The sequence below is a fragment of the Thiocapsa bogorovii genome (assembly GCF_021228795.1).
GTDB classification, from domain to species: Bacteria; Pseudomonadota; Gammaproteobacteria; order Chromatiales; family Chromatiaceae; genus Thiocapsa; species Thiocapsa bogorovii.
In genome coordinates this window covers 1008731-1034329 of record NZ_CP089309.1, presented here as the reverse complement: position 1 = coordinate 1034329, position 25599 = coordinate 1008731, and the positions used below count along the sequence as shown (strand labels likewise).

Genomic DNA, 25599 nt, shown 5'->3' with positions numbered 1-25599 from the left:
ATGTCCTTCCATCCCGCCGTCAAGCCGCTCATGCAGCCGGTGCGCCCGGCGATGGTGCTGCATCATCTGGGTCAGCTTGCGCTGATTCTGGCGGTGCTCTTCTCAGTGCCTTTGGCCTTCGCGGCGGCGACCTTTGACTGGGAGCTGGCGCGGCGCATCCTGCTCGCCGCTGTGCTGCCGGCCTTGGCGCTCGGTGCCTTTGCTCTCATCCGCCCGAACGACCGGCCTCTGCAGGCCAACGAGGCGCTGGTGATCACGGCCCTGACCTTCATCATCGCAGCGGCCCTCATGACCTATCCGCTCACCGCGGAGGGTCTGTCACCTTTGGATGCCTGGTTCGAGTCGGTCTCGGGCGTGACGACGACCGGTCTGAGTCTGGTGCCGAGCCCCGAGCTCCACTCCGATGCCTTCCTTTTCACGCGCGCTTGGATGCAGTGGTTCGGCGGCTTGGGTATCGTGGTCTTGTCCCTCGCCCTGGCCTTCGGGCGGAGCGAGGACATGCGTCGGCTGGCCGATGCCGGGGCGGACGAGGACAGCCTGCCGCAAGGGACGCGGATCCACGCCCGGCGTGCCTTTACAATTTATGTGCTGCTCACGGTAGCAGGTTTGATTCTGGTCCTGCCGACCGATCTGTCGCCCTTCGAGGCTGTTATTCATACGCTGGCTGCGATCTCGACCGGCGGGTTCGGCAGTGTCTCCGACAGCCTGGCCGGCTTCGGCCGAAGCGCTCAGTTCGCGCTCTTTGGCGTGTCGCTGCTCGGCGCCTTGCCGCTTTTCTTGTACTACAGGGTTTGGAGGTCCGGCCCCGTCGTCCTTCTGCTCGATCCCGAGCTGCGGGCGCTGATCGTGGCCGTCGCCCTGGTGACGGGACTGCTCTGGTGGCTCGGGGGTCTGTCGCCTGCGGATGCGCTGCTCCAGGCCGGTTCCGCTCAGACGACCACGGGCTTTTCGACGTTGGATTCGAGCGAGCTGAATCCTGCGGCCAAAGGTGTCCTGATTCTGTCGATGGCTACGGGCGGCGCCGCCGGGTCCACGGCCGGCGGGATCAAGCTCCTGCGCCTGCTGATCCTGATCCGCATGATCCAGCTTGCCGTAATGCGCGTTCAACTGCCCCGCCATGCCGTGGTTCAACCGGCGATCGCAGGACGGACCCTCGACGGCCTCCAGATCGAGCATGCCTTGGTGCTGATCCTGCTGTTCTTGCTGCTGGTGCTCGGGTCCTGGATGGCCTTTCTTGTCGCCGGCTATCCGGCGCTGGACGCACTCTTCGAGGTGGTTTCGGCCACGGCGACCGTCGGCTTGTCCGCGGGTGTCACCAGCCCAGACCTCGAGCCCTGGCTCAAGCTGCTGCTGAGCCTGAACATGCTGGCAGGACGTCTGGAGATCATCGCCTTGCTGGTTCTGCTCTTTCCGGGGACTTGGTATAAGCCTTGAACCTAGATCCGGCGGGCGTCGCGAAGCGGCGACAGCTCCCGGGATAGACGACTTGCAGTCGTCCTCTTCAGTCGGCGCGACGGCCCGATAGGGTCGGATGGAGCTTGCCCCCTCCGGCACTCAGGACGCTTGGAAGAGGACGACTGCAAGTCTTGCCGGAATGCGTAGTCGGGATGCTGAGGTCCGGAAATCAACTACAGTAACGGCTAACGGCTAACGGCTAACGGCTAACGGCTAACGGCTAACGGCTAACGGCTAACGGCTAACGGCTAACGGCTAAAGGCTAAAGGCTGGGAGCTGGAGGCTGGAAGCCGGAGGCTTTCCCCGCATCGAGGGACTCGACATGCGATTCGTTTTCATCGGCAGCGGAACCCTCGCGGTGCTCACCGGACGGATGCTCGTGGAGCGCGGTCACGAGGTCGTCATCGTCGAGCGCGATCCGACGACGATCGAGCGGTTTCGCGACGAGCTCGACGTGGGTTTTATCCACGGAGACGGGACCCGGCCGGCGATCCTGCGCGAGGCCGATCCCGAGAATACCGATCTGCTCTTTTGCCTGACCCACGACGATCAGTCCAACATCATCGCCAGTCTGGTCGCACGTTCACTCGGTTATCGACGGGTCGTGACCAAGATTGAAGATCCCGACCTGGAGCACATCTGCGCCGAGCTGGGTCTCGCCGACTCGCTGGTGCCGATGCACACCGTCGGCCGCTATCTCGCCGACATGGCCGAGGGCCAGGACATCATCGCCATCTCCGACATCCTGCGCGGCGACACGCGGATCTTTTCGTTCAAGGTCGACGAGGCGTCGGCGACGGCGCTCGAGGAATTGGCAATCCCGGATATCGCGCGGGCGATCTGCGTGTATCGCAACGGCGAGGAGCTTAAATTCGCCGATCCGCAGATGCATCTGCAGATCGGTGACGAGGTGGTGTTGCTGACGCGTGCACGGGGTCTGAAAACACTCCGCCAGCGGTTTCAGTAGGGCGCGCTCGATCTTCGTGCGTCGGTGCCTCGTTTTGTGGTCCCTCCTTATAGCGGTGCACCCCGATGGTGCGACACGCTGCTGCGATGCCGTCCTCCCTGTGGAAAGAGTCTCATAGAAACAAGGGGTTTGGCGTCGCGTCGCGACGAACCCGACGTTGGCGCGTTTCTTGACAGGTTTTCTCCGTTATGGGCCATGTTGTGGGGTTCACGCAGATGCTTAGACAATTTCAATCCGGCGGTGCCGGCCAGATCCAGATGCAACGTGCGGGACAATCGATGGCCTACCACGAGTTCTATCAGGACGACTTCCGGCCGCGCGATCACTACCTGCCGATGTGGGAGCACATCCAGACCACGGGGCAGCAGATCCTTGGGGCCAAGGCTCGCGATGCCCATCTGACGTTGCACACCGAAGGGGTGACCTTCACCGTTTACTCCAACGACGAGGAGGGGATCGAGCGCGTCTGGCCGTTCGACATCCTCCCGCGCATCATCACGGCCATCGAGTGGGCGCAGATCGAGGCCGGACTTAAGCAGCGCATCCGGGCTCTGAACCTGTTCCTCAAGGATCTCTATCACGGTCAACGGATCCTCAAGGACGGTGTCGTGCCGCCTGAGCTGATCTACCGGGGCAAGGATTTCCGGCGCGAGATCATGGATATCACCCCGCCGCACGATATCTACACCCACATCAGTGGGGTGGATCTAATCCGCGACGAGGACGGTCGCTATCTGGTCCTCGAGGACAACCTGCGCACCCCATCCGGCGTCTCCTACATGATCGAAAACCGGATCGTGGAGCGGCGCATCCTGCCCGAATTTTTCGCCCGCTATCGGGTCCGCCGGGTCGAGCACTATCCGGCGCTGTTGCTGCAGGCGCTGCGTCATCTCTCTCCGCGCGGCGCGGACGACGCGACCATCGTCGTGCTCACTCCCGGCATCTTCAACTCGGCCTATTTCGAGCACACTTTTCTCGCCAAAGAGATGGGCGTGGAGCTGGCCGAGGGACGCGATCTGGTCTGCAAGAACGACAAGGTCTATCTCAAGACCACGCAGGGTCTGCGGCAGGTCGATGTGGTCTATCGGCGCGTCGACGACGACTTCCTCGATCCGCTGGTGTTTCGCTCGGACTCCGAGCTGGGCGTGGCCGGGATCATCAACGCCTGGCGTGCCGGCAACGTCGCCTTGGCCAATGCACCGGGGGCGGGCATCGCCGACGACAAGGCGGTCTATGCCTATGTCCCGGACATCATCCGCTACTACCTCGGCGAATCACCCATCCTGCCGAGTGTTCCGACCTATCAGATGACCGATCATCAGGACCGCATGTACGTGCTCGACAACATGGAGAAGATGGTCATCAAGGCGGTCGCGGAATCCGGCGGCTACGGGATGCTGATGGGACCCTCGTCCACCACCGCGCAGCGCGCGGAGTTCGCCCGCAAGATCGAAGAGAACCCGCGCAACTATATCGCCCAGCCGGTAATCCAGCTCTCGCGCCACATCTGCTATCTCGACGGGGAGCTGGAGTCGCGCCATCTCGATCTGCGTCCGTTCAGCATCTACGGCAGCGATATCGAGGTGGTCCCGGGCGGTTTGACCCGGGTCGCCATGACCAAGGGATCCTTGGTCGTGAACTCCTCGCAGGGCGGGGGCAGCAAAGACACCTGGGTGCTTGCCGATTGATGTTGAGTCGCATCGCCGAATCGCTGTACTGGATGACCCGGCACTTGGAGCGCGCGGACAATACCGCGCGGGTGCTCGATATCAATGTCGTCTACATGCTCGAGGCCGACGAGGGTGCGACCGAGGAGATGCAGTGGCGTCCCCTGCTCACCATCATGGGTGCCGACGAGCTCTACGAGGGAATGCACGCCGACGGACGCGTGACGGTTCAGCGCGTTATCCATCTGCTCACGCAGGACCGCAACAATCCGGGCTCGCTCCTGCTCAGTTTGAAGTTCGCCCGCGAGAACGCACGGGTGGTGCGCGACCGCATCTCGGGCGAGATGTGGGAGGCGCTCAACGAACTGTGGCTCTCGGCGGATAAGCATCTGAAGACGACGCTGCAGCCTTGGCGTGCGGCCGAGTTCTACGCCTTCATCCATCGCCAGGTCGCGGCCTTCTTCGGTCTGACCCAAAGCACCATGATGCGTGGTCAAGCCTACGGCTTCATGGCATTCGGCAGTCTCCAGGAGCGCGCAGACATGACCGCGCGCATCCTGGATACGCGCTATCACCTGCTGCTGCCGGATCTGAAGCTCGTCGGCTCGCCGTTGGACTACTATCAGTGGGGTGCGCTGCTCAAGTCGCTTTCCGGGTTCGAGGCCTATCGCAGGACATATCAGGGAGGTATCCGGCCGATCGACGTCGTCGAATTTGTGGTGCTCGACACGGATTTCCCGCGTTCGCTCGCCTACTGTGTGGACGGTATGGAACGCGCGCTCGCACGCATCGGGACCTGGCCGGACGGAGCAGTACCCGAGCGCCTCGCGGCGCTGCGTCGACATCTCGACGGCGCAACACCTCAAGGGATTCTGGATCTCGGTCTGCATGAGTATCTCGACGACTTCCTGGGGCTCTTGGCCGATCTCGGCACGGCGCTGCAGCGTGATTATTTCGAGGCGCACCTGGGGGATGATGCTCAGTGAGATATCAGATTGAGCGGGTTTGTCGGATCCACTTCGCGGCTCCGGCACGTGAGCACCATGTCCAGATCCGACTGGCGCCATGGGACGACGAGAGTCAGTCGCTCCTTCAGATCCAGCTCTCGGTGGCACCCGACGCGGGCGTTGCCGCTTGCCGGGACGGGTACGGGAATCTCTCGCATCACTTCGCAGTGATGGGTGCGCACCGAGAGCTCGCCTTCACCATGACGGCCGAGGTGGAAACGTTCCGTCACAACCCCTTCGACTTCCCAGTGATTGCGCAGGAGCGCGAACGCGCCTGGATCGACGACGCCCTTCATCAAGCCCCGCGCCTTTGGGATTTCGTCCTGCATCAAGGGCCGCTGACCCCCGCGCTGCCCGAGCATATCTCTGGACACCGGGTGCCGACGCTGCGTGAGGATCGGCCGGTCCTCCATCAGGTGCAGGAGGCAAGCGCCTGGATTCAGTCGGTGACCCCGTTCGACCCGGAGTACGAGCTGCCGGTCGCGGCATTGCCCGCGCTGTTCGACGCCGGTCGCGGTTGCGCCGCCGATCTGGCGCACCTCTTGATTGCTCTCATGCGGCAGTGGTCCATTCCGGCACGATTCGTGTCCGGATATCTGGATGCGAGCTATTTCGACCCGGACGATGAAGATCCGCCGGGCACGCAGCCGCGTGAGCAGCGGCTTCATCACTGGGCCGAGGTGCTGATCCCCGGCGGCGGCTGGCGCGGCGTCGACCCGGCCATGGGGCTGCTCGCCGACGCGACCTACATGCGCGTCGCAGTCGGACGCGATGCAGGCGACGTGCAGCCGCTGCGTCAGACCTGTCGCAGCGACGGATCGACTCCGGAGCTCGAAGAAACCCTAGCCGTCACCCCAATTGAACCGCGTTCGGAGTGATATGCGAATTGAACCGCGTCCGAAATGATATGCGAACATCGCGGATTGCGTCTTGCCTCGTCCGACCCAAAGAAGTCGGAGTCGACGCGGTTCAAGAATTGTAAGATATTGTTTTTATTATCCTAAACCGCGTCGACTCCGGCGTCTCAAGAGTGCTTTAACCTCTCTATCGACTCGACGTTCTTGGAGAACACCGGACGCGGTTTAGTTTTAGTTCTGGACGCGCGAGGCCCGCGTCAACTCAGAGAATCGCACGCCCCGCAACCCCCCGATCTCCAGACTCAGCCGCTCGATCTCGGCCGGCATGCCGCGGATGATGATGGTTTCCAGACAGTTGTGATGGTCCATATGGACATGGGTTGTCGCGACGACGTGGATGTATTGGCGATGTTGGATGTCCAGGATGTGCTGGGTGAGCTCGCGCTGATGGTGGTCGTAGACGATGGTGAGCACGCCTGCGACCTCCACATCGCCGCGCTCCCAGGTCTCTTCGACGATCCGCTCGCGGATCAGGTCACGCACCAGCTCGGAGCGCGAGGCGTACCCCTTGTTCACGACGCGGCGATCGAGCTCTTCCAGCAAGGCGCGGGGCAGGGAGACGCTGAAGCGGATGGTTTCCTCGCGAACGGGTTCCTCCACAATGGCTTCATCGACAGTGGACATTTCGGGTCTCTCAGAAGTCATCGAAGCCGTCGAAGTCGCCCATATCGCCGTCGTCCAACAACTGTTGGTCGTATTCCGAATCCAGCCCCGGATCTTCGACAGGCTCCACGGCCGCCTGTGCCTCCTCGGCGGTGAAGAGCCCGGTCAGCAGGTTGGCCATCATGACCCCACCTGCAACCGCAACCGCGGTCTGAAGGGCCGATCCCAGGAAGCCGCCGCCCGCCCGGTTGGCTTGACCGGGCTGCATACCGCCGCCGATGCCGCCCGTTTGAAACGAACGACCCAAGGATCCGCCGGCCGGAACGCCCGGGGCACCTGGACGCGGATTGGGTGCGCCGAACAGGCTATCGAGGAATCCGCCTCCGGCCGGCCGGCTCGCCAGTTCCTGCTCGAGCTCCTGAACCCGTTGGCCCAGCGTCTCGATGGCGCGTTCCTGGACGAGGATCGCTTGAGCCATGTAGTAGGGTGCCGCGGGCTGACGCTCGACCGCCGCGGCAATCTGCTGTTCCGCGGCCCGATCGCGCGGTCCGGTTTGATGTTCGGCCTGCCGCAGCTTGCCGAACAGGTCGTCGATGACCCGCTGCTCGTTGAGTCTCTGCTCGTCTTGGCTCGTGTTGCTTTGGTCCATGGTTCGCCTCCAAAGGGTGAATCAGGTCGAATGGCTCCGAACGCCAAAGATATCCGGTCGCAGACCGAGACTCCAATGGCGTGTCTCGCCGTTGCCGTTGCCCCCTGGTAGACGCCTGAGAGGCCGAGTGCTACCTTCGCGGGTATTACCACTTGTGCCGAGGTACTACGCGCCTCGTCCTCTGGGCGGGCATCGATAACAGCTATCCACATCGTCGACGGTGTTCTCGGTGCTCCGGTCTTGATCCGCGCCTCTCTGCTCGCGGTTGCCGGCGTCGTTCGGGGTTTGAGCGCGCTCGATACAGAGTCCATCCTGCGTGCCGGTTTGCTGACGGCCGTCGTTTTCGTCGCCTCTCTGATCCATGTGCCGGTCGGTCCGTCGAGCGCCCATCTGATGCTGACCGGGTTCATGAGGTTACTGCTCGGCTGGGCGGCCTTTTTCGGGTTCGGCGGTCCGACCGTGATCGGGGCCAACACACTGAATCTGGCACTTCCAGGGGTCATCATCTGCCCACTTGCACACCGGTTCTTGGTGCGCTCGGACATCTCTCCTCGGTCGCTGACGGTGGTTGTTGCCGGTTTCCTGGTCGGCGCCTTGTCGTTCGGTGCCTCCGCCCTATCGCTGGCCGGTGTCGATCTTCTCGGCGTTGAGCAGGAGCGAATTCCCGGTGGCGGCCAAATGGATTCTGATTGGTCAGACCCCGGTGATGCTCGTCGAGGGTGCGATGACTGCCGCGACCTTGAATCTTCTCTTGGCCGTGCGTCCCGAGCTGATACCGGTGGTCGCGCACGATGGCCTTCTTCCGGCCGAGCGCACGACCATGTAGGTGCAACCGAGTGGCAACGGGCGACCCAAGTTGCCCCCTTCCCCGACAGACTTGCGCTGCGTGGCCCGGCATGCGCATCCTTATCGGCGTCATGAACGACTTCGTCTCAAATCCCGCCAAGCCGCAATCAGCTCCGCGGGTGGCGCTTGCGCGCGAGGAGGCCGGCCACATCGTCGTAGCGATCGGTGGCGCTTGGCAGCTCGATGCGGATCTGCCGGACCTCGATCGGCTCGATGCCGATCTTTTCTCCGAGCAAGAACTCACGTCCATTGCCTTCGAGACATCCGATCTGGTCGCTTGGGACTCCGGGCTCGTGAGCTACCTCGCGTCCCTGGTCTGGCGGTGTCGGGAACGCGGCATCGAGGTGCGGGACGACGGGCTCCCGGAGGGGATTCAAGCCCTGTTGCACCTGGCCTCGACGGTGCCGCAGCGTCGCGCCGACGGTCAGGACGAGCACGCCGACCCCTTTCTTCGGCGGTTCGGTCAGGACTTCATCGATCTGGCGCGCTCCACGGGCGAGATCCTTGCGTTTGTCGGGGAAGTGACCCTCGCAGTGCGCTCGATGCTGGCGGGGCGAGCCCGCTTTCGGCACTCGGAGCTTTGGCTGCTGATCGAGGAGGTGGGAGCCGATGCCCTGCCCATCATCAGTCTCGTCAGCTTTCTCGTCGGTCTGATCCTCGGCTATATCGGCGATCAGCAGTTGGCCCAATTCGGTGCGCGGATCTTCGTCGCCGACCTGGTCGGGCTCGCCATTGTCATCCAGATCGCTGCGCTCATCACGGCGATCGTGCTCGCCGGGCGGACCGGGGCAGCTTTTGCGGCCCAGCTCGGGACCATGCAGGTGAACGAAGAGATCGATGCCCTGCGCACCTTGGGGATCTCGCCGGTCGAGTTCCTGGTCTTGCCGCGACTCATCGCGCTGGTTGCCATGACGCCCTTGTTGGCCATCTATGCGAACCTCACGGGGATCCTCGGCGGGGCCTTTGCCGGCACGGTGGTCGGTGGTTTGAATCCGGCCGAGTATTTTACCGAGACGGTTGCGGCGATCGGCTGGAACCACATCACGCAGGGTCTGATCAGTGCGACCGTCTTCGGCGCCATCGTCGCCGTGTCCGGATGCCTGCGCGGCATGCAGTGCGGTCGCAGTGCCGCTGCGGTCGGCGAGGCGACGACCTCGGCGGTGGTGACCTCGATCGTCTTCATCGTGATTGCATCGGCGGTCCTTACGATCGTCTTCGATGCGGTCGGTCTTTCGTGATCGGCTGGACGACGATGCCGACCGGAGCCGCGCGTGACGAACAAAGCCGAACCTCCGGCGATCTGTCCACGGCTGCGCCGACCGATCGAGCCTCTAGTCGGGCGGGCAGCTCCGCCGATGATCGACATATCGTCGTGGATGCCCTGTCCGTCGGCTACGGCGAGACGGTGATTCAGCGCGATCTGAGCTTCGGAATCCGGCGCGGCGACGTCTTCGTCATCATGGGCGGCAGCGGCAGCGGCAAAAGCACGCTCATGCGCAGTCTGGTTGGACTCTTGGAGCCGCTGGCCGGGAAGATCCTGTTCGACGGCGAGAGCTTTTGGGATGCGCCCCAGAGCGCGCGTATCCGAAGGATGCGTCGCAATGGCGTGATGTATCAGAGCGGTGCCCTCTGGAGCTCCATGACACTCGAGGAGAATGTTGCCTTGCCGCTCGAGCAATACACGCGGCTTCGACCGAGCCAGGTCCACGATGTCGCGGTCTACAAGCTCGCGTTGGTCGGCCTCTCGGCCTACTGCGACTATTATCCCTCCGAGATCAGCGGCGGCATGCGCAAACGGGTCGGCGTCGCACGAGCCATGGCCCTGGATCCGGATATCCTCTTCTTCGACGAGCCATCGGCGGGCCTCGACCCCTTGAGTGCGCGTCTGCTCGATGAGCTGATTCTCGAGCTGCGCGAGAGCCTGGGCACGACCATGGTCGTCGTGACCCATGACCTTGCGAGCATCTTCGCCATCGCGGACGACTCGGTGTTTCTCGACGCCTCCTCGCAGACCATGCTCACCACGGGCAACCCGCGCAAGCTGCGCGAGCACAGCGAGATCGAGATCGTCCGTGATTTTCTGAGCCGGGGAGAGACATGAGCAAGCAGGCCAATCCGACCGTGATCGGCGGCTTCGTGCTCGGGGCCTTGGCCCTTGTCGTGATCGCGATTTTGGTTTTCGGCAGCGGTGCGCTCTTTCGCGAGCAGGTTCCGATGGTGACCTATTTCCCCGGTTCGGTGCAGGGGTTGAATGTCGGCGCCGGGGTTCAGTTCGAGGGTGTGACGGTGGGGCGCGTGACCGGGATCGAGCTGAGGTTCTCGCCGGATACCGGCACCTTCAGTGTGCCGGTGACCTACGAGGTCTGGCCGGAAAGCGTGAGCATTCTCGGTTCGGCCTCTGACGACTCGCCCGAGGAGATCCTCCGCGGGTTGGTCAAGGAGCGCGGTTTGCATGCACGCCTGGAGTCCTTGAGTTTCGTCACCGGGCAATACGTGATTGCGCTCCAGTTGATCCCGGATCGCCCCGTGCGGTTGGTGGAGGATCCCGACGATGCCGTCGAGGTACCCGCGATCGAGGCGACGCGCGACCGGATGACGGAGATGCTCAACAATCTGCGGCTTGACGATCTCGTCAATGAAGCGTCGTTGACTCTAGCGTCGATCCGGCAATTGATCGGTTCCGGGGAGGTGCTGCGTTTGCTCGAGAGGTTGAACGAGACGCTTGCTGCGGCTCGGGTGCTGATCGAGGATTTCGATCGGGAGGTGCAGCCGCTCGCACAGCGCCTGGATTCGACGCTCGGGGATTTCGGTGCGATGGCACAAACGGTGAATTCCAGCGTTGTGCCGGTCGCGGAGAGTCTCGAGACGGTCGCCGAGTCGCTGACTGTATTGGTGCGAAGGGTCGACGAGCAGGTGGTCCCGCTCTCGGGCGCGGCGCAATCCGCGCTGGGCGAGGTCGAGACCGCCATGCGCTCGCTGGGGTCCTTGGCCGGCGATGCCTCCGGGACGCGGGTTCGGCTTGACCGGTTCCTCGGCGAGGCCTCGGCGGCAGCGCGATCACTTCGGGATCTTGCCGACTATCTGGAGCGGCATCCGGATGCGGTGTTGCGCGGGAAGCGATAAACCGCGTTTCGGTGGTTGACCGGGTGTTGCTTTTGAAAGGACTTGGCGACCTTGACGCACATGTTCGTCCGACAGTTCACCGTCGCCGGGTCATGCTGCAGATCTCGGTCTAGACGGCTCCGGACACATCAGGCCCGGAGACGCAAGCGTCTCCGGGCCTGACTCGCCGAGGCCTGAACCGATTAGAAGTCGAGGAAGCTCACGGTCTCGGTCGATTCGGCAGGAACCGCCTGCACTTCGACAACGGGCTCTTTCAGCTCTTCGTTCGCGAGACGCTCAGACTCCGGCATCACCATCGCGGTTTGGACACCGCCCACGAGCAGAGCGACTGCGGCAAGAACACCTAATGCACCCATGGTATATCTCCGATTTCGGTTGGTTGCTGGTATGGGGATCATTATATAAGCAAATTCTAATTAAGCAAGCGCTAATTTTGACGATCTTCGCGCAATCTTTTTCGGCACCCCCATCCGCTCGTGACGCTACCTGAGCCGGCAACTTGGGTTGGTCGCTAATATTAGCGATTGTTGATCAAGATCAAACCTCTAGCTCGGATTCCGTCCTAATCTTGATGTCACGTCGGAGCGAATCGTGCTCACGGCGTGCTCAACAGGTTTCTCGAGACGGGAGAAATGTGATGACGACAACAAAACGGCTTGTGCTTGCTGCGGCGGTCGCCGCTGTTGCTGCTTTCGGCTCCATGTCCGCGAACGCCTTCTGGGGTTCCGGCCCCTTCGGCATGTTCCCGGGCGGTTGGGGCGGACCTTGGAACTCGCCTTGGTACGGACCCTATGGGGGCTATCCCTATGGTGGTTACGGGTATCCCTACGGAGCTTATGGCGCACCTTACGGTTGGGGTGCCCCCTACGGCTGGGGTGCGCCGCTCTACGGCTATCCGGCCTATAGCTACCCGACGACGCAGTCGAGCACCGACTCGAGCAAGTAATTCTCCTCGCCTCGATGCCGTCCGGTATCGGGGCGAGAATCACCGCGTTCGCGGCCGCGAGGGGCGCTCGCGCCTTCAGCGCGACGTTTCTCGCGTCTCGAATCGCCCCACCCGTTGCCGGACCGGCACGCTCATCATCGCCTCCGACCTCCTGCCTGCTATCATCCGCGTCGGCTCGCGTCTGCAAGCGAGTCCTGTCAGCGATCTGAGCGGAGAAGCGATATGCGAGTACTCGTCGGCGATATCGGGGGTACCAAGACGGCATTGGGTCTTGCGAAGACGCACGGAGACCGCGTCGATCTCGAGAAGACGATGCAGTATCCGAGTGCGGATTTCGACTCGCTCGACGAGATCGTCCGGTGCTATCTCGAGGAGACCGGAACGACCTGTCGTTTCGCGGCCTTCGCCATCGCCGGGCCGGTGCGGGACCGGCGCAGTCAGGCGACGAATCTACCCTGGGACCTGGATGCCGATGCCATGGAGCAGGCACTCGGCTTTGCCGGCGTTGCGCTGCTGAATGATCTGGAGGCGACGGCTTGGGGGCTCGCGGCATTGGGCCCCGACGACCTGGTCGAGGTCCATCCGGGGGAGGCGGCACAAGGCAACGCCTGCGTGGTCGCTGCGGGTACCGGACTCGGAGAAGCGGGGTTATTCTGGGACGGCTTGCGTCACCATCCTTTCGCGACCGAAGGCGGGCATGCGGACTTCGGGCCTACCGACGAGCGCGAGTGCGCGCTCCATGCGTTCCTGAAGCAACGCTTCGGGCGGGTCAGTTGGGAGCGCGTCGTTTCCGGTCTCGGGATCCGAAACCTCTACGACTTCTTGTCCGAATGGCGCGGAATCGAATCGCCGCCCGCGTTGCGCGAGTCCCTCACGAGCGGGGACGCCGCAGCGGCGATCGCCGCGGCCGCTTCGGAGAACTCCTGCCCGGTCTGCACCGAGACAATGGACCTGTTCTTTCTTCTCTACGGGCGTGAGGCCGGAAACATGGCACTCAAGCAGATGGCGCTCGGCGGGGTCTACCTCGGCGGGGGTATCGCGCCGAAGAACCTTGACGCCCTGCGCAGCAGCGCCTTCCTGGAGGGTTTCCTCGATAAAGGCCGTTTGGAGCCTCTGATGCGCGCGATGCCGGTTCGGGTGATCGTGCAGCCGAGCACGCCGCTGATGGGGGCGGCTCGGTTTCTGGCGTCGCAGTAGGTAGCTCCGGCTATCAGCCGCCAGTCACCAGCCACCAGCCACCAGCCACCAGCCGCCAGTTTCAAAGTCGCTGGAAGCAGGAGGCAGGAGGCAGCAGGCAGCAGGCAGCAGGCAGCAGGCAGCAGGCAGCAGGCAGCAGGCAGCAGGCTAAACCCTAAATCCAATAAAGAGGAACCCATGACACAAATGCTCAGCATTACCGGAATGAGCTGCGCCCACTGCGTTCGCGCCGTGACCTCGGCGCTGGAGTCTGTTGCCGGCGTCGAGTCTGTCGTGGTGGATCTGGAGCTCGGTCGTGCCAGGGTCGAGGGACAGGCCGATGCCGATGCCTTGATCGCAGCCGTCGTCGCCGAGGGTTATGGCGCGGAGCCGGCCCCACCGGCATGATCTCGGGTCGGGTCCCGATCGGCCTCGCCCTGTGGGGTGAGTCTCGGTGCCGATGCTCCATCCATGCGGACGCCGCGGTTGTCGCGATCGGGCGCTAAGCCTAGACCCTCGATCACCCCGGGATCGGTCGAGCGTCGCCTGAATCTTTCGTTCCAGTCCCGTGGATCGGTACGTCCGATCCGCGTCGTCTGTTGTCTGTCGTTTTGTCGGAGGCAGTTGTCATGTCGAGCCGTGAAAAGGTCGGCGTATGGATCGAATCGACCCGGATTCAGGGCATCATCATCGGGTTGATTCTGGTCAACGCGGTCACCCTTGGATTGGAGACCTCGTCGAGCATCATGGCCAGCTATGGCGGGTTCCTGCATCTTATTGATCGCGTAATCTTGGCCGCATTCGTCGCGGAGATGCTGCTGAAGCTCTTCGCTCACGGGCGGGGCTTTTTCCGTCGAGGCTGGAACCTGTTCGACTTTACCGTGATTGCGATTGCGTTGATCCCGGCGAGCGGACCGCTTGCGGTCTTGCGTGCGCTTCGGGTTCTTCGCGTCTTGCGGTTGGTCTCGGTATCGCCGCGTCTGAGGTTTGTCGTCGAGGCGCTGCTCAAGGCGTTGCCCGGAATCGCCTCGATTGCTTCTTTAATGCTGCTGCTCTTTTATGTGGCCGCCGTGATCGCGACCGGTCTGTTCGGAACGGGGTTTCCGGAGTGGTTCGGCACGCTCGGCGGATCCATGTATACCCTGTTTCAGATCATGACGTTGGAGAGTTGGTCGATGGGGATCGTGCGTCCGGTGATGGAGGTCTATCCCTATGCTTGGCTCTTCTTCATCCCCTTCATCTTGATCGCAACCTTTACGATGCTGAACCTCTTCATCGGCATCATCGTCGACACGATGCAGACGCTGCACGACGATCAGCATGCCGCGGAGCGCGAGCGAATCGAGGAGACGGTTCACCAGGATACCCGCCATGTCGAAATCGAGGTCCGGGCTCTGCGCGAGGAGATCGAGGGTCTGCGACGAGACCTGGCGATACGCGGAAAACAGAGCTGACGAGGCTTGCCATGCCCCAATGGGCAGGGTGGGTCGTGCGCGCCTCTGTGTTTGGTACTATGATACAAACTGTCGCTTTTGCGATGCGGGCTGTTGTAATTCGTCGACGCATGGCTGCTTTTCTGCGGTGGTGCCGAGCCGTGGATGGGTCCGTAACCTCGGATTCGCCGGTTTTGTCTGATCGTCAAGGGGTTGAGTTTGGATCGAGCCGAAAGACATCGAGCGACCGCGCCAAGGGATGCGGCTTCGGCTCCTCCGGTGCGCCCGAGCGCATGGGTCCGAGTGCTGGCGATTCCTCTGCTTTTTCTGGCGAGCGGCGCGTTCGCCATGAAGCTCGACGTCACGGTGACCGGCCTGGAGGGAGAGCAGGAGACGAACGTCCTGGCCCTGCTGTCCATCTACCAAGAGCGCGCACAGGAGGATATGACGCCGGCGCGGGCCGAGGCATTGCATCGCTTGGCGCCGGATCAGATTCGCGATGCCTTGGCGCCCTTCGGGCTCTATCAGGTCGAAGTGACGGATCGGCTCGATGCCGCTGCGGATCCGAACGGGACCTGGGTGGCCACGTACGAGGTCGTCCCCGGGCCACCCGTGAAGATCGGCCAGGTCAACTTTTCGATCACCGGCGAGGGGGCCGATGACCCCGCCTTCCCGAAGACCTTCCCGATGCAGGTCGGCGACGTGTTCCTGCATCGGGAATATGAGGCGGCCAAGTCCGATCTCCGTGCTCGCGCGTCCTCGGGCGGCTATCTCGATTACAATCTCGCGCAACACCGTGTGCTCATCGACCTGGTCGCCTACGAGGCAATCGTCGATTTCGAGCTCGCGACCGGACCCCGTTATTATCTCGGCGAGGTCTCTTTCAAGCAGGATCTCTTGAACGACAAGTTCTTACACAAATTTGTCACTTTCGAGCCCGGCGTCGTTTACAACCCCGATTTGCTCCTGGCGATGCAAGGCCGGCTGCTGAGTACCGAGTACTTCTCCGATGTGGAGATCGTCCCTCGGAAGGATGATACAGGCGACGATACCCTGGTTCCGATCGAGGTCGTCGCAACCCGCAACAAACGCGACAAGTTTCGCGTCGGCGCGGGGTTTTCGACCGATACCGGCCCGCGGGTCAGCGCCGATTGGCGGCGTCGCTACGTCAACCAGTGGGGTCACAATTTTCGAACTGAGTTGCAGCTCTCGCCCGTGCTCTCTCAATGGAGCTTCGATTATCGGATTCCGATCCAGGATCCGACGCGCGATTACATCATCGTCAAGCCCCAGGCCACCTACTCGAACCTCAATACCCAAAAAGGCTGGTTGTATTCGGTGCAGTTCGCCCATTCGACGCTCACCCCGGGCGGCTGGCGACGCACCGCCGGCATCGACTACAACTACGAGGACTACGATATCAGCAACATCCAGACCGGGGCCTCCTCGGAACTGGTTCCCAATATCTCTTGGTCGAAGACCGTGGCCGATGACCCGATCAACACCAAGCGGGGGTATAGGATACGTTACTCGCTGCTGGGTGCGCTCGAGGGTGTGGTATCGAATGCAACCTATTTGAGCGGGGTATTGCAGTTCAAATGGATCCGGGGTTTCGCGGAAAAGTACCGCTTCATCACGCGGGCCGATCTCGGCGTCACCCTGGCGGAGAATCTCGACGAGCTGCCGGCGAGCCGTCGCTTCTTCACCGGCGGCGACAACACGATTCGCGGCTGGGGGTTCGACAGTCTGGGGCCCACGGAGCCCTTCAACTACGACACTGTCGGCGGACGTTATCTCGGTGTCGGCAGCCTCGAGCTCGAGCGGCAGATCAAAGGTCCATGGAGCGCCGCCGTCTTCACCGATTTCGGAAATGCCTTCGATCCGGACTACGACAACAAATTTCAGCAGAGCGTGGGTTTCGGCGTGCGCTATGCCTCGCCCATTGGTCAGGTCCGCCTGGATCTGGCCTTGCCATTCACGCAGAACAACTACGAGATCGGCGACGGCTGGCCACCGGCGCGGGTCGTCTTCGTGATTGGGCCTGATCTGTGAGCGAAATCGACACGACTGAGGCACCCCCCGAGGATTCCATGCCGCCCGAGCCGACAGCCGTTGCCTCCACCGCGACCCCGCGGCGTCGGCGCATCCGGCCGCTGCGTCTGCTCCTCGGCATGGTCATGTCTTTCGCATTGGTGCTGGTCCTAATGTTGGGGTTGGTGCTCGGGACCCAGACCGGGCTGCGCTTTGCCGTCGGGTTGGTCGAAGACTTGGCTCCGGGTGTCCTGAGTGTCGAACGCGTCGAAGGGCGAGTCACCGGGCAGCTCACGCTCGATCGGCTCGCGATACAGGTTGCCGACTTCGAGATGCGTGCTGACAGCATCGTTTTGGATTGGTCGCCGATCGCCGTCCTGCGCGGAGATCTGCCGATCGAGGTGCTCCGTATCCAGGGCCTGGACCTGGTGTTGCCGCCGAGCCCCGAGGAGTCCGCACCGCTGGTTCTGCCCGACCTGGTCTTGCCGCTTCGCATCGATCTGCATGAGGCGCAGGTCGAGCGATTGCGCCTCTTCAAGTCCGGCGAGGCCGAACCCTTCTTCGTGATCGAGGATACGATCCTCTCCGCGAGCCTGCGGGGCAGCGAATTGAAACTCGTGCGACTGGAGGTAATGCTGCCGACCCCGCGGCTCGCCGCGCGCGCCTTCGGTCGAGTCGAGCTCAGCGGCGACTATCCGCTGGATCTGGATCTCGATTGGGAGATGACGCAGGCTCCCGCGATCGCCTTACAGGGCTCTGCGAAGGTCACGGGAGATCTGGCATCGCTGCAGGTCCGGCACCGCTTGAGCGGCTCCGCGCAGGCGGCCCTCGATGTTCGTCTCGATGACCCGCTCGGCAAGCCCGCCTGGGACGGGCAGCTGGAGATCCTCGGCGTGAATCTGCCCGACTTCGGATCCGATCTTCCCGGAGTGACGGTGACCGGTCTGCTGGAGACGCAGGGCGACCTCGAAAAGGCCGTGGTGAAGGGGCATATCGATGCGCGAGCGCCGCAACTGCCTGATTTCGGGAATCTGGCCGCCGTGCTGGATGTCGCCTGGGCCGGGAAGGTCTTGGAGATCCGCAGCCTTGCGCTGACCGAGCAGGTCTCGGAGGCGCGCTTGAACGCGACGGGTCGACTCGACCTGAACGTCGATCCGGGTCGATTCGAGGTCACCGGCGCTTGGGAACGCCTGCGCTGGCCGTTGAGCGGAGACCTGATCGCCGAATCGCCCCGCGGTCAGCTCGACGCTTCGGGCGACTTCGACGCCTTCGTCTATTCGCTGTCGCTTGCCGCGAGCGGTCCGGATGTGCCGCCCGCGACGCTGGATCTCGGCGGCAGCGGTTCTCAAACCGCGGCCCAAATCGACGCGCTCAAGCTGTCTGTGCTTGACGGCGAGCTTCTCGGCAAAGGGGAGGTGACCTGGTCGCCGGATGTGCGTTGGACGCTCACGCTCGACGGCACGAACCTCGACCCCGTCGGCTTGGTCGAGGGGCTTGAGGATCGCCTGTCGTTTCAGTTCGAGACCTCCGGCGGCCTCGACGGTTTCGAATACGATTTCGCAGCTCGCTCCGTTGGCCCCGGATTGCCGCCGTCCCAGTTGCGCTTGGGAGGCCGAGGCGATGTGCGCCAAACCCGGATCGAAACCCTCGTTCTGGACACCCTGAACGGACGCATCGAGGGTGGCGCGACGCTCGGCTGGGACCCGCAGGTGACCTGGGAGGCGACCTTGGATGCCTCCGACATCGACCCCGGCAGCTTCGCCGCGGAGTGGGGCGGCAACCTCGCAGCCCGGTTGAGCAGCCGGGGGAAGATCGAGCCCTCGGGCCCGGACCTGGTCGCGCGAATCGAGCAGTTCGAGGGTCTGCTGCGCGGCTACCCCGTCCTCGCATCCGGAACCGTTGCGATGACCGGCGAGACCATCCGAATCGACGGACTCGATGCTGCATCCGGCTCCAGTGCCCTAAATCTGCAAGGACAGATCGACAAGACGATCGATTTGGTCTTCAGCCTTGAGTCGCCTGACCTTGCGAGCGTGCTGCCGGAGGCCGCCGGGAGCCTCACCGCCCGCGGCAAGATCTCCGGGCCGCGCGAGTCACCCCGCGTTCTGCTCGATCTCGCCGCGCGGGATGCCGAGTGGTCGGGCCAAGGGATCGCCACGCTGTCCGGACGCCTGGACCTCGGGCTCTCCACGGAGGATCCCTTCGACATCCGTTTGGACGGGAGCCGCCTCGTCGTCGGCGACATGATCTGGGATACCTTGACGATGCGCGGTGCGGGTAGGATTCCGGATCACCGACTCGAGCTGGCCCTGAAGGGCGAGCCCCTCTCGGTGATCCTCGATGCCGCGGGCGGTCTGGATTCGGCCGGCGCCTATACCGGTCGGATCGCGCGCCTGGATGTCGATGCCGCATCTTTCGGCGATTGGACATTGCAGCGGCCGAGTCCGATCGCCGTAGCCGGTCCGACGCTCGCTTTCGGACCCTTTTGTATTCGAGGTCCGGCCGATTCCGGCGGTTGCGTGGAGCTCAAACGCGACGCGAACGAACGGGCGGTCGCGAGTCTGGACGTGACCTTGGCCGATTTCACGCTTCTCGCCCCGGTGTTGCCCGAGACGCTTGATCTGACCGGCAACGCCCGCGTGCGCGGGCAATTCGAGACCGCCGGCTCGGTGCTGAAGGGCACTGCAAGCGCCGAGATCCCGCAGGGGTCGCTGCGTGTGATGATGGGTGGAGGTCGCGACGAGACCCTTGATTTTTCAGGCACTCGGCTCGCGATCGATGCCGGTGCGAAGGCCCTCTCCGTGCGTCTCGGGATCCCGCTGGAGGGATTCGGACGCGTCGACGGGACGCTGGATCTTGCCGGTTGGCGGCTCGACGACCCCGGTCGGAAAAGCCAGCCGCTCGCCGGTACCCTGCGCGCCGATCTCCAAGGGCTCGATCGGATCGGCAATCTGGTTCCCGAGATCGCCGGGATGACCGGCGGGCTCGGCGTGGATCTCGGCGTGCGCGGCACGCTCGGCGCACCGGCATTGCGAGGCGAGGCGCAGGTTCGGGACGTCGGATTCACCGTTCCGCTGATCGGACTACGGGTCGCGGATCTCAACCTCACGGCCAGCGCACCGACCGGCGAGCGTTTGGACCTGCAGGGTCAGGCGGACATCGGAGGCGGTCGATTGGAGTTGACCGGCGACGCCCGTCTCGGCGGGGGAGGCTTCGCCGCACAGGCACGGGTATTCGGGACAGGTCTCAAGGTCGCGGACACGACGGAATATTTCGCGCTGTTGTCGCCCGACCTGAATTTTGAGGCCAACTCGAAGGGTGCGCGTCTGAGCGGCGAGATCACGATCCCCGAGGCCCGTATCCGGCCTCGCGCCATCCCGGCCGGAACGCAGACGCAGTCGAGCGACGTGGTCTTGGCGGATAGCTCCGAGGAGGCGGCTTTACCGCTGACCATCGATCTGCGCGTGAAGCTGGGCGACGCCGTGACCGTCGATGCCTTCGGTCTGCGCGGGCGTCTCGCCGGGAACCTGGGGGTCTCGCAGATGCCCGGCCGCGACATGCTGGGGAACGGCCAATTGCAGATCATCGATGGCCAGTATCGGCTGACCACCGGTCTCGGGTTGTCCGCCGAGATCGGTGCTCCGCTCAATATCTCCCAGGGGCGCGTGATCTATGCGCGCAGCCCGATCGACAATCCCGGGCTCGTGATCCAGGCCGAGCGTGACGGGGGATCGACCGTTGCGGGCATCCGTGTCTTGGGAACCCTGCGTGAGCCGAAGCTGACCTTCTTTTCCGGAACGGACCCCGGGATGACCCAAGCGCAGATCACCAAGTTTCTCTTGACCGGCATCGCCCCGGGCGGGAGCGGCGAGAGTGATACCGGGCTTGCCGTCGGGACCTACATTGCGCCCAAGATCTTTCTGGAATACGAGACCGGCCTGGGCGACCAGGCGAACAGCGTACGACATCGCTACGACTTGACCGATCACGTCGAGATTCAAACCGAAACGGGGGGGAATCAAGGCGCCGATATTTTCTACAGCTTCGAGCGATGAGTCTCGCGCATCCAAAGTTTTGGCCGAGTTGGTTCGTCGTCGGCTTGATCTACGGGCTCGGTCGCTTGCCGTTCCCTCTGATCTGGTTGATCGGTACCGGGGTCGGGCGCTTGACCTATCTGCTCGCCGGCCCCAGGCGTCGGATCGGTCGGCGTAATCTCGAGATCTGTCTCACGGCAGCGAGCGCGCGCGAGCGCGAGCGCATCTTGCGGGCGCATTTCGGGTGGTTGGGCGTCGCGGCCTTTTGTCAGGGTGTGAGCTGGGGGGCCTCGCGCGAACGGCTCGCGCGGTTGGTGAAGATTCGCAACCGCGAGTCGATCGACCGCTGTATCGCCGAGGGTCGGCCAGTGATCGTCCTCGTCCCCCATTTCGTCGGCCTCGAGCTTGGCGGCGCCGCCTTCACAGCGCTGGTCCACTCGGGCGTCTACATGTACCAGCGGATCCGCAACCCGGTGGTCGACCGGCAGGTGCGGCGCGCGCGTCAGCAGTACGGCAGCGTCTCCATCGAGCGCCACGACGATCTTCGTGGACTGGTGCGGGAGATGAAAAAGGGCACGCCTTTCTTCTATCTGCCCGATCAGGACGGCGGACGGCGCGGTCTCTTCGTTCCCTTCTGCGGGGTCGCGGCTTCAACCGTGCCCATGTTGGGGCGTTTCGCGGCCATGACCGGTGCAGCGGTCATCCCGACCTTCGCCCGGTTTCTGCCCCGGGGGCGCGGCTTGGAGTTGATCTTCGATCCACCGCTGGAGAATTTCCCGAGCGAGGACCGCACGGCGGATGCCCTGCGCATGAACCAGGTTATCGAGGCACGCATTCATACCATGCCCGAGCAATACTTCTGGGTGCACCGTCGCTTCAAGACCCGCCCACCCGGCGAAGCGCCCATTTATCCGCCCAAACGGCGGCGATGAGTCTCGGTCCGGACGTGGAGCTCGGCAGCAATCACGATCGGGAGGGGAGTTCGGTCGGTACACCGCGCTTCGGTCGTCCGCGTGATTGGGCGATCGGCGCGGCGCTTCTGGCAGCCGTCGTCTTCGCGGTTGAATGGACAGTCGGATGGGGGCCGCTGCTCTTGCCGTGGCGCACACTCTCGCCGCTGCTTTTGGTCGTGCTCTTCGGCTTAACCGCACTCAGCTACGTGCTTCGGGCCGTGCGGGTTTACGACTATTTCGGGCCTCGGTTTCGCGGCTGCTTTCCGATCGTGCTGCGTCTGAGCATGCTGCACAACACGGCGAACAACCTCCTGCCGATGCGTGCCGGGGAGATGGTTTTCCCCTGGTTGATGCAGCGATACTTCGGTCACGGCTTTCTCGACGCCGCGGCGGCTTTGCTCTGGATCCGAATCCTGGACCTACACTTCCTCGTCTTGATCGGCATCTTGATCCTGTACTTGCGCGATCCCCTTCCGTTGTGGTGGATCGCGGCGCTCGCCTGGCTCGCCGGGCTCTTGCTCTTCTTGCCACTGCGGGGGTTGGTGACGGGCAAGAGCGAATCGTCCGGGCGCGCGCCTGCCGTGAAGCTCATGCGGCTCGTCCGACGCGTCTTGGGTGCCGCTCCCGCGAAGCCCCGGATCATCGCACGCGTCTATCTGTGGACTGCATTGACCTGGACCCTCAAATTCGCCGCCTTCGCGGTGCTGCTCGAGCACTTCCTGCCGGTCGAGTTCTGGCGCTTGCTCACGGGCGTGATGGGGGCGGAGCTGTCGAGCGTCCTGCCCTTCCACGGCATCGCCGGCAGCGGGAGCTACGAGCTGGCGGTCGTCGCGGCCCTTGCGCCCTTGGGCGTGGACCCGAGACTGGCCTTGGCCGGTGCGGTCAATCTACACCTCTTCCTGCTCGGGTCGACCCTGGTGCTCGGCGTCCTCGCATTGCTGCTGCCCAAGGCCTCCGTGCCTATCGCCGGCAACCCGCCGCCGTCCGGGCGCTAAACAGTGCGATCGGAAGACCAGGGTCCGACCGATGGGCGAACGGGAAACCGCAAGACCCTTGGCTGTTCTCAAGATTGAATCGCCCCCTGTTGCAGTGCACAATAACGACCCGATCTGACAGTTCGACGACGGTCCTACCCCTCGGTACACGACAGAAGCCCATGGTCGATTCAAGGCTGTCGCGTCCCGGTGACCGCAAAACGCCGGGGCGAACGCGGTGTCGAACCGGCCGGGCTCGGCCGCACTCGGGTGGGTCGGGACGCGGCCGGCGCATCCTCATAGGCGCATCACCAAAGGTTAAAGAATGCAAACAACAAGACCCGTATTCCTGGATCTACGGCGGATCAAGCTGCCGATTCCGGGTGTCGTTTCGATCCTGCATCGCATCAGCGGCGTCTTGATGGTCCTCGCCATCCCGCTCGCGGCCATCCTCTTACACCACGCGCTCTCCGGGCCCGTGGGGTTCGCGCAGGTCGCCGGCATCCTGGACTTCTGGCTGGTGAAGCTGATCCTGCTGGTCCTGGCCTGGAGCCTGCTGCACCATCTCTTCGCCGGGATCCGCTATCTGCTGCTCGACCTGGGTCTGGGGCTGGACCGCCCGGCAGCTCGACGGAGCTCTTGGACGGCGCTGATAGCGGCGATCGTCGTACTGGTCATCGGTGGAGGGCTGGCATTATGAGCCGGCAAGCATCCGGTCTTATGGCCTGGGTCATTCAGCGTACTACGGCCGTCTATTTGGCGCTCTTCCTGACCTATCTACTGATCAAGTTCGCCTTCAACGCGCCGGTCGACCATGCCGCCCTGGTCGCCTGGGTCGCCCATCCGCTGGTCGCGCTGGGCCTCATGCTCCTCGTACCGCTCCTGCTCGCCCATGCGTGGGTGGGCATCCGTGATGTCCTGATCGACTATGTGCACGCGCTCGGCCTGCGGATCGGTCTGCTGACCCTTTTCGCCTTCGTCTTCATCGCCTCGGGCCTCTGGGCCTTCAAGGCCATCATCACCGCCGGTCTGCAGGGGTAATCCAGGCATGGGAATTCCGACACGTCACTTCGACGCTCTCATCATCGGCGCCGGCGGCGCGGGACTGAACGCCGCACTTCAACTGGCCGGTGCTGATCTGCGCGTCGCCGTTGTCTCCAAGGTCTTTCCGACGCGTTCGCACACGGTGGCAGCCCAGGGCGGGGTGAACGCCGCGCTCGCCAACGTCTTGCCGGACTCCTGGCACTGGCACATGTTCGATACCGTCAAGGGTTCGGACTATCTCGGTGACCAAGACGCGATCGAGTTCATGTGCCGAGAGGCCATCCCGACGGTCTACGAGCTCGAGCATGCAGGCGTACCCTTCTCGCGTCTCGACGACGGCAAGATCTACCAGCGCGCCTTCGGTGGTCAGAGCCAGAACTTCGGCGGCGATCAGGCGGCGCGCACCTGCGCCGCCGCCGATCGCACGGGTCATGCGATCCTGCACACCCTCTATCAGCAGAACATCCGGGCGCGGACCCACTTCTTCGACGAGTTCTTCGCCATCGACCTGGTGCGGGATGCCGAAGGGATCATCTGCGGTGCACTGGTGCTCGAGATCGAGACCGGCGAACCGCTCTTGATCGAGTCCAAGGCGACCCTGCTCGCCACCGGCGGCTGGGGTCAGGTCTTCCGCACGACCTCGAATGCGCACATCAACACCGGCGACGGTGCCGCGATGGCCTTGCGTGCCGGCATCCCGCTGATGGATATGGAATTCTTCCAGTTCCACCCGACCGGCATTGCCGGCAAAGGGATGCTGATTACCGAGGGCACGCGCGGGGAGGGCGGTTATCTCATCAACAAGGACGGCGAGCGCTTCATGGAGCGCTATGCCCCGCGCGCCAAGGACCTAGCCAGCCGCGACGTGGTCTCGCGTGCGATCGTCACCGAGGTCAAGGAAGGGCGCGGCTGCGGCGAGAACGGCGACTATGTGATGCTCAAGCTCGACCATCTCGGCGAGGCGGTCATCTCCAAACGTCTCCCCGGTATTCGCGAGTCGAGCCAGATCTTTGCGGGTGTCGATCCGGTCATCGAGCCCATCCCGGTCTTCCCGACCGCTCACTATGCCATGGGGGGTATCCCGACCGACCGCTTCGGTCGGGTCGCCATGCCGGCGGGCCATGGCTCCGAGGAGGTCGTGGTCGGTCTCTACGCGGCCGGCGAGTGCGCTTGTGCCTCGGTGCACGGCGCCAATCGTTTGGGCGGGAACTCGCTGCTCGACATCCTGGTGTTCGGTCGATTGGCGGGCAAGGACATCATCGACTATGTCCGCGAGAACCCCTATCAACGCGCCGTCGACTCCGCGAGCCTGGAGCAGGCGATGGGTCGCCTGGGCCGATGGGAACAAACGGGAGACGGCCCTACGGTCGGGCAGCTGCGCGCCGATTTCCGCAAGTGTATGGAAGATCACGCCGGTGTGTTCCGGACCGAGGAGATCATGACCGAGGGCTACAACAAGCTCTGCGAGCTGCGCGACCGACTCCCCGAGGCACGTCTGACCGACCAGTCCAAGGTCTTCAATACCGCCCGAATCGAGGCGCTGGAGCTGGAGAACATGATGGATGTCGGCATGTCGATCGCGGTCTCGGCGCTGCATCGGCAGGAAAGCCGAGGTGCCCACTCGCGACCAGACCATCCTGCGCGCGACGACCAGACCTGGCTTAAACACAGCCTTTACTACCGAGAGGGCGATCGTATGGACTACAAACCGGTGCGCACCAAGCCCTTGACGGTCGAGTCCTTCCCGCCGAAGGAGCGGGTTTACTAGTCTCTT

Annotated in this window: 23 protein-coding genes and 1 pseudogene; 21 read left to right on the top strand and 3 right to left on the bottom strand. The window is 63.5% G+C overall.

The genetic code is table 11. The annotated features are described in order from the left end of the window. From LT988_RS04740 to LT988_RS04720, 5 genes are all read left to right on the top strand, one after another. Entirely contained in the window at nt 1–1434 is a 1434-nt protein-coding gene (locus LT988_RS04740) for a TrkH family potassium uptake protein (protein WP_232409080.1), read from the top strand. 343 nt (nt 1435–1777) lie between these two features. Then, nucleotides 1778–2422 carry a potassium channel family protein gene (locus LT988_RS04735; RefSeq protein ID WP_232409079.1) on the top strand — a complete coding sequence of 215 codons (645 nt, stop codon included), beginning with the start codon at nt 1778–1780 and terminating at the stop codon, nt 2420–2422. Between the two features lie 215 nt (nt 2423–2637). Next, entirely contained in the window at nt 2638–4110 is a 1473-nt protein-coding gene (locus LT988_RS04730) for a circularly permuted type 2 ATP-grasp protein (protein ID WP_232409078.1), read from the top strand. Next, a complete protein-coding gene (locus LT988_RS04725; RefSeq protein ID WP_232409077.1) occupies nt 4110–5075 on the top strand; it encodes an alpha-E domain-containing protein in 966 nt (321 codons plus the stop codon). Before LT988_RS04730 ends, LT988_RS04725 begins: the two co-directional genes overlap by 1 nt. Further along, nucleotides 5072–5974: a transglutaminase family protein gene (locus LT988_RS04720; RefSeq protein ID WP_232409076.1), complete on the top strand. Its 903-nt coding sequence runs from the start codon at nt 5072–5074 to the stop codon at nt 5972–5974. Before LT988_RS04725 ends, LT988_RS04720 begins: the two co-directional genes overlap by 4 nt. Before the next feature lie 210 nt (nt 5975–6184). Here LT988_RS04720 and nikR read toward each other — a convergent pair whose 3' ends face one another. Together nikR and LT988_RS04710 are read right to left on the bottom strand one after the other, a co-directional pair. Further along, nucleotides 6185–6637: a nickel-responsive transcriptional regulator NikR gene (nikR, locus tag LT988_RS04715; protein ID WP_232409075.1), complete on the bottom strand. Its 453-nt coding sequence runs from the start codon at nt 6635–6637 to the stop codon at nt 6185–6187. A gap of 10 nt (nt 6638–6647) precedes the next feature. Further along, nucleotides 6648–7265, bottom strand: coding sequence for a DUF2076 domain-containing protein (locus LT988_RS04710; RefSeq protein ID WP_232409074.1), 618 nt, complete (start codon nt 7263–7265; stop codon nt 6648–6650). A 240-nt stretch (nt 7266–7505) separates the two neighbouring features. Here LT988_RS04710 and LT988_RS04705 point away from each other — a divergent pair. The 5 genes and pseudogenes from LT988_RS04705 to LT988_RS04685 all read left to right on the top strand — a co-directional run. Beyond that, a pseudogene (locus LT988_RS04705) lies at nt 7506–7847 on the top strand (energy-coupling factor ABC transporter permease); the annotation flags it as partial. Between the two features lie 64 nt (nt 7848–7911). After that, nucleotides 7912–8091 carry an ECF transporter S component family protein gene (locus tag LT988_RS04700; RefSeq protein WP_232410680.1) on the top strand — a complete coding sequence of 60 codons (180 nt, stop codon included), beginning with the start codon at nt 7912–7914 and terminating at the stop codon, nt 8089–8091. A 70-nt stretch (nt 8092–8161) separates the two neighbouring features. After that, nucleotides 8162–9349, top strand: coding sequence for an MlaE family ABC transporter permease (locus LT988_RS04695; RefSeq protein WP_232409073.1), 1188 nt, complete (start codon nt 8162–8164; stop codon nt 9347–9349). Between the two features lie 134 nt (nt 9350–9483). Further along, entirely contained in the window at nt 9484–10212 is a 729-nt protein-coding gene (locus tag LT988_RS04690; RefSeq protein ID WP_232409072.1) for an ABC transporter ATP-binding protein, read from the top strand. Then, the gene (locus LT988_RS04685) at nt 10209–11234 is read left to right on the top strand and encodes an MlaD family protein (protein WP_232409071.1); all 1026 of its coding nucleotides are present in this window, start codon (nt 10209–10211) and stop codon (nt 11232–11234) included. Before LT988_RS04690 ends, LT988_RS04685 begins: the two co-directional genes overlap by 4 nt. A 182-nt stretch (nt 11235–11416) precedes the next feature. Here LT988_RS04685 and LT988_RS04680 read toward each other — a convergent pair whose 3' ends face one another. Then, entirely contained in the window at nt 11417–11590 is a 174-nt protein-coding gene (locus LT988_RS04680) for a hypothetical protein (protein WP_232409070.1), read from the bottom strand. Between the two features lie 281 nt (nt 11591–11871). Between LT988_RS04680 and LT988_RS04675 the strand changes: the two genes are divergently transcribed. The 11 genes from LT988_RS04675 (at nt 11872) to sdhA (ending at nt 25593) form a co-directional block, all read left to right on the top strand. Next, nucleotides 11872–12180: a sulfur globule protein CV3 gene (locus LT988_RS04675; protein ID WP_232409069.1), complete on the top strand. Its 309-nt coding sequence runs from the start codon at nt 11872–11874 to the stop codon at nt 12178–12180. Between the two features lie 222 nt (nt 12181–12402). After that, on the top strand, nt 12403–13377 hold the full coding sequence (gene glk / locus LT988_RS04670) for a glucokinase (protein ID WP_232409068.1): 975 nt from the start codon (nt 12403–12405) through the stop codon (nt 13375–13377). 177 nt (nt 13378–13554) lie between these two features. Further along, nucleotides 13555–13764 carry a CopZ family metallochaperone gene (locus LT988_RS04665; RefSeq protein WP_232409067.1) on the top strand — a complete coding sequence of 70 codons (210 nt, stop codon included), beginning with the start codon at nt 13555–13557 and terminating at the stop codon, nt 13762–13764. 221 nt (nt 13765–13985) lie between these two features. After that, nucleotides 13986–14810 (top strand): ion transporter, encoded by an 825-nt coding sequence (locus tag LT988_RS04660; RefSeq protein ID WP_232409066.1) that lies wholly within the window; start codon nt 13986–13988, stop codon nt 14808–14810. Between the two features lie 282 nt (nt 14811–15092). Continuing rightward, a complete protein-coding gene (locus LT988_RS04655; RefSeq protein WP_232409065.1) occupies nt 15093–16841 on the top strand; it encodes an autotransporter assembly complex protein TamA in 1749 nt (582 codons plus the stop codon). Between the two features lie 38 nt (nt 16842–16879). Further along, nucleotides 16880–20875: a translocation/assembly module TamB domain-containing protein gene (locus LT988_RS04650; protein WP_232409064.1), complete on the top strand. Its 3996-nt coding sequence runs from the start codon at nt 16880–16882 to the stop codon at nt 20873–20875. Continuing rightward, entirely contained in the window at nt 20872–21786 is a 915-nt protein-coding gene (locus tag LT988_RS04645; RefSeq protein WP_232409063.1) for a lysophospholipid acyltransferase family protein, read from the top strand. Before LT988_RS04650 ends, LT988_RS04645 begins: the two co-directional genes overlap by 4 nt. After that, a complete protein-coding gene (locus LT988_RS04640) occupies nt 21783–22802 on the top strand; it encodes a lysylphosphatidylglycerol synthase transmembrane domain-containing protein (protein ID WP_232409062.1) in 1020 nt (339 codons plus the stop codon). The genes LT988_RS04645 and LT988_RS04640 overlap by 4 nt, the downstream gene beginning before the upstream one ends. 304 nt (nt 22803–23106) lie before the next feature. After that, entirely contained in the window at nt 23107–23481 is a 375-nt protein-coding gene (sdhC, locus tag LT988_RS04635) for a succinate dehydrogenase, cytochrome b556 subunit (RefSeq protein ID WP_232409061.1), read from the top strand. Beyond that, on the top strand, nt 23478–23822 hold the full coding sequence (gene sdhD, locus LT988_RS04630) for a succinate dehydrogenase, hydrophobic membrane anchor protein (RefSeq protein ID WP_232409060.1): 345 nt from the start codon (nt 23478–23480) through the stop codon (nt 23820–23822). Before sdhC ends, sdhD begins: the two co-directional genes overlap by 4 nt. A 7-nt stretch (nt 23823–23829) precedes the next feature. Continuing rightward, complete coding sequence (gene sdhA / locus LT988_RS04625) at nt 23830–25593, top strand: succinate dehydrogenase flavoprotein subunit (protein WP_232409059.1); 1764 nt, start codon at nt 23830–23832, stop codon at nt 25591–25593. Nucleotides 25594–25599: the final 6 nt, after the last annotated feature.

Excerpts from the sequence above, each read along its gene's own strand:
- LT988_RS04685 (WP_232409071.1), top strand. The coding sequence starts at position 10,209 with ATGAGCAAGCAGGCCAATCCGACCGTGATCGGCGGCTTCGTGCTCGGG.
- sdhA (WP_232409059.1), top strand. The coding sequence starts at position 23,830 with ATGGGAATTCCGACACGTCACTTCGACGCTCTCATCATCGGCGCCGGC.
- LT988_RS04730 (WP_232409078.1), top strand. The coding sequence starts at position 2,638 with ATGCTTAGACAATTTCAATCCGGCGGTGCCGGCCAGATCCAGATGCAA.
- nikR (WP_232409075.1), bottom strand. The coding sequence starts at position 6,637 with ATGTCCACTGTCGATGAAGCCATTGTGGAGGAACCCGTTCGCGAGGAA.
- LT988_RS04725 (WP_232409077.1), top strand. The coding sequence starts at position 4,110 with ATGTTGAGTCGCATCGCCGAATCGCTGTACTGGATGACCCGGCACTTG.
- sdhD (WP_232409060.1), top strand. The coding sequence starts at position 23,478 with ATGAGCCGGCAAGCATCCGGTCTTATGGCCTGGGTCATTCAGCGTACT.
- LT988_RS04710 (WP_232409074.1), bottom strand. The coding sequence starts at position 7,265 with ATGGACCAAAGCAACACGAGCCAAGACGAGCAGAGACTCAACGAGCAG.
- LT988_RS04740 (WP_232409080.1), top strand. The coding sequence starts at position 1 with ATGTCCTTCCATCCCGCCGTCAAGCCGCTCATGCAGCCGGTGCGCCCG.
- LT988_RS04695 (WP_232409073.1), top strand. The coding sequence starts at position 8,162 with ATGCGCATCCTTATCGGCGTCATGAACGACTTCGTCTCAAATCCCGCC.
- LT988_RS04640 (WP_232409062.1), top strand. The coding sequence starts at position 21,783 with ATGAGTCTCGGTCCGGACGTGGAGCTCGGCAGCAATCACGATCGGGAG.
- sdhC (WP_232409061.1), top strand. The coding sequence starts at position 23,107 with ATGCAAACAACAAGACCCGTATTCCTGGATCTACGGCGGATCAAGCTG.
- LT988_RS04665 (WP_232409067.1), top strand. The coding sequence starts at position 13,555 with ATGACACAAATGCTCAGCATTACCGGAATGAGCTGCGCCCACTGCGTT.
- LT988_RS04675 (WP_232409069.1), top strand. The coding sequence starts at position 11,872 with ATGACGACAACAAAACGGCTTGTGCTTGCTGCGGCGGTCGCCGCTGTT.
- LT988_RS04735 (WP_232409079.1), top strand. The coding sequence starts at position 1,778 with ATGCGATTCGTTTTCATCGGCAGCGGAACCCTCGCGGTGCTCACCGGA.
- LT988_RS04680 (WP_232409070.1), bottom strand. The coding sequence starts at position 11,590 with ATGGGTGCATTAGGTGTTCTTGCCGCAGTCGCTCTGCTCGTGGGCGGT.
- LT988_RS04645 (WP_232409063.1), top strand. The coding sequence starts at position 20,872 with ATGAGTCTCGCGCATCCAAAGTTTTGGCCGAGTTGGTTCGTCGTCGGC.
- glk (WP_232409068.1), top strand. The coding sequence starts at position 12,403 with ATGCGAGTACTCGTCGGCGATATCGGGGGTACCAAGACGGCATTGGGT.
- LT988_RS04650 (WP_232409064.1), top strand. The coding sequence starts at position 16,880 with ATGCCGCCCGAGCCGACAGCCGTTGCCTCCACCGCGACCCCGCGGCGT.
- LT988_RS04660 (WP_232409066.1), top strand. The coding sequence starts at position 13,986 with ATGTCGAGCCGTGAAAAGGTCGGCGTATGGATCGAATCGACCCGGATT.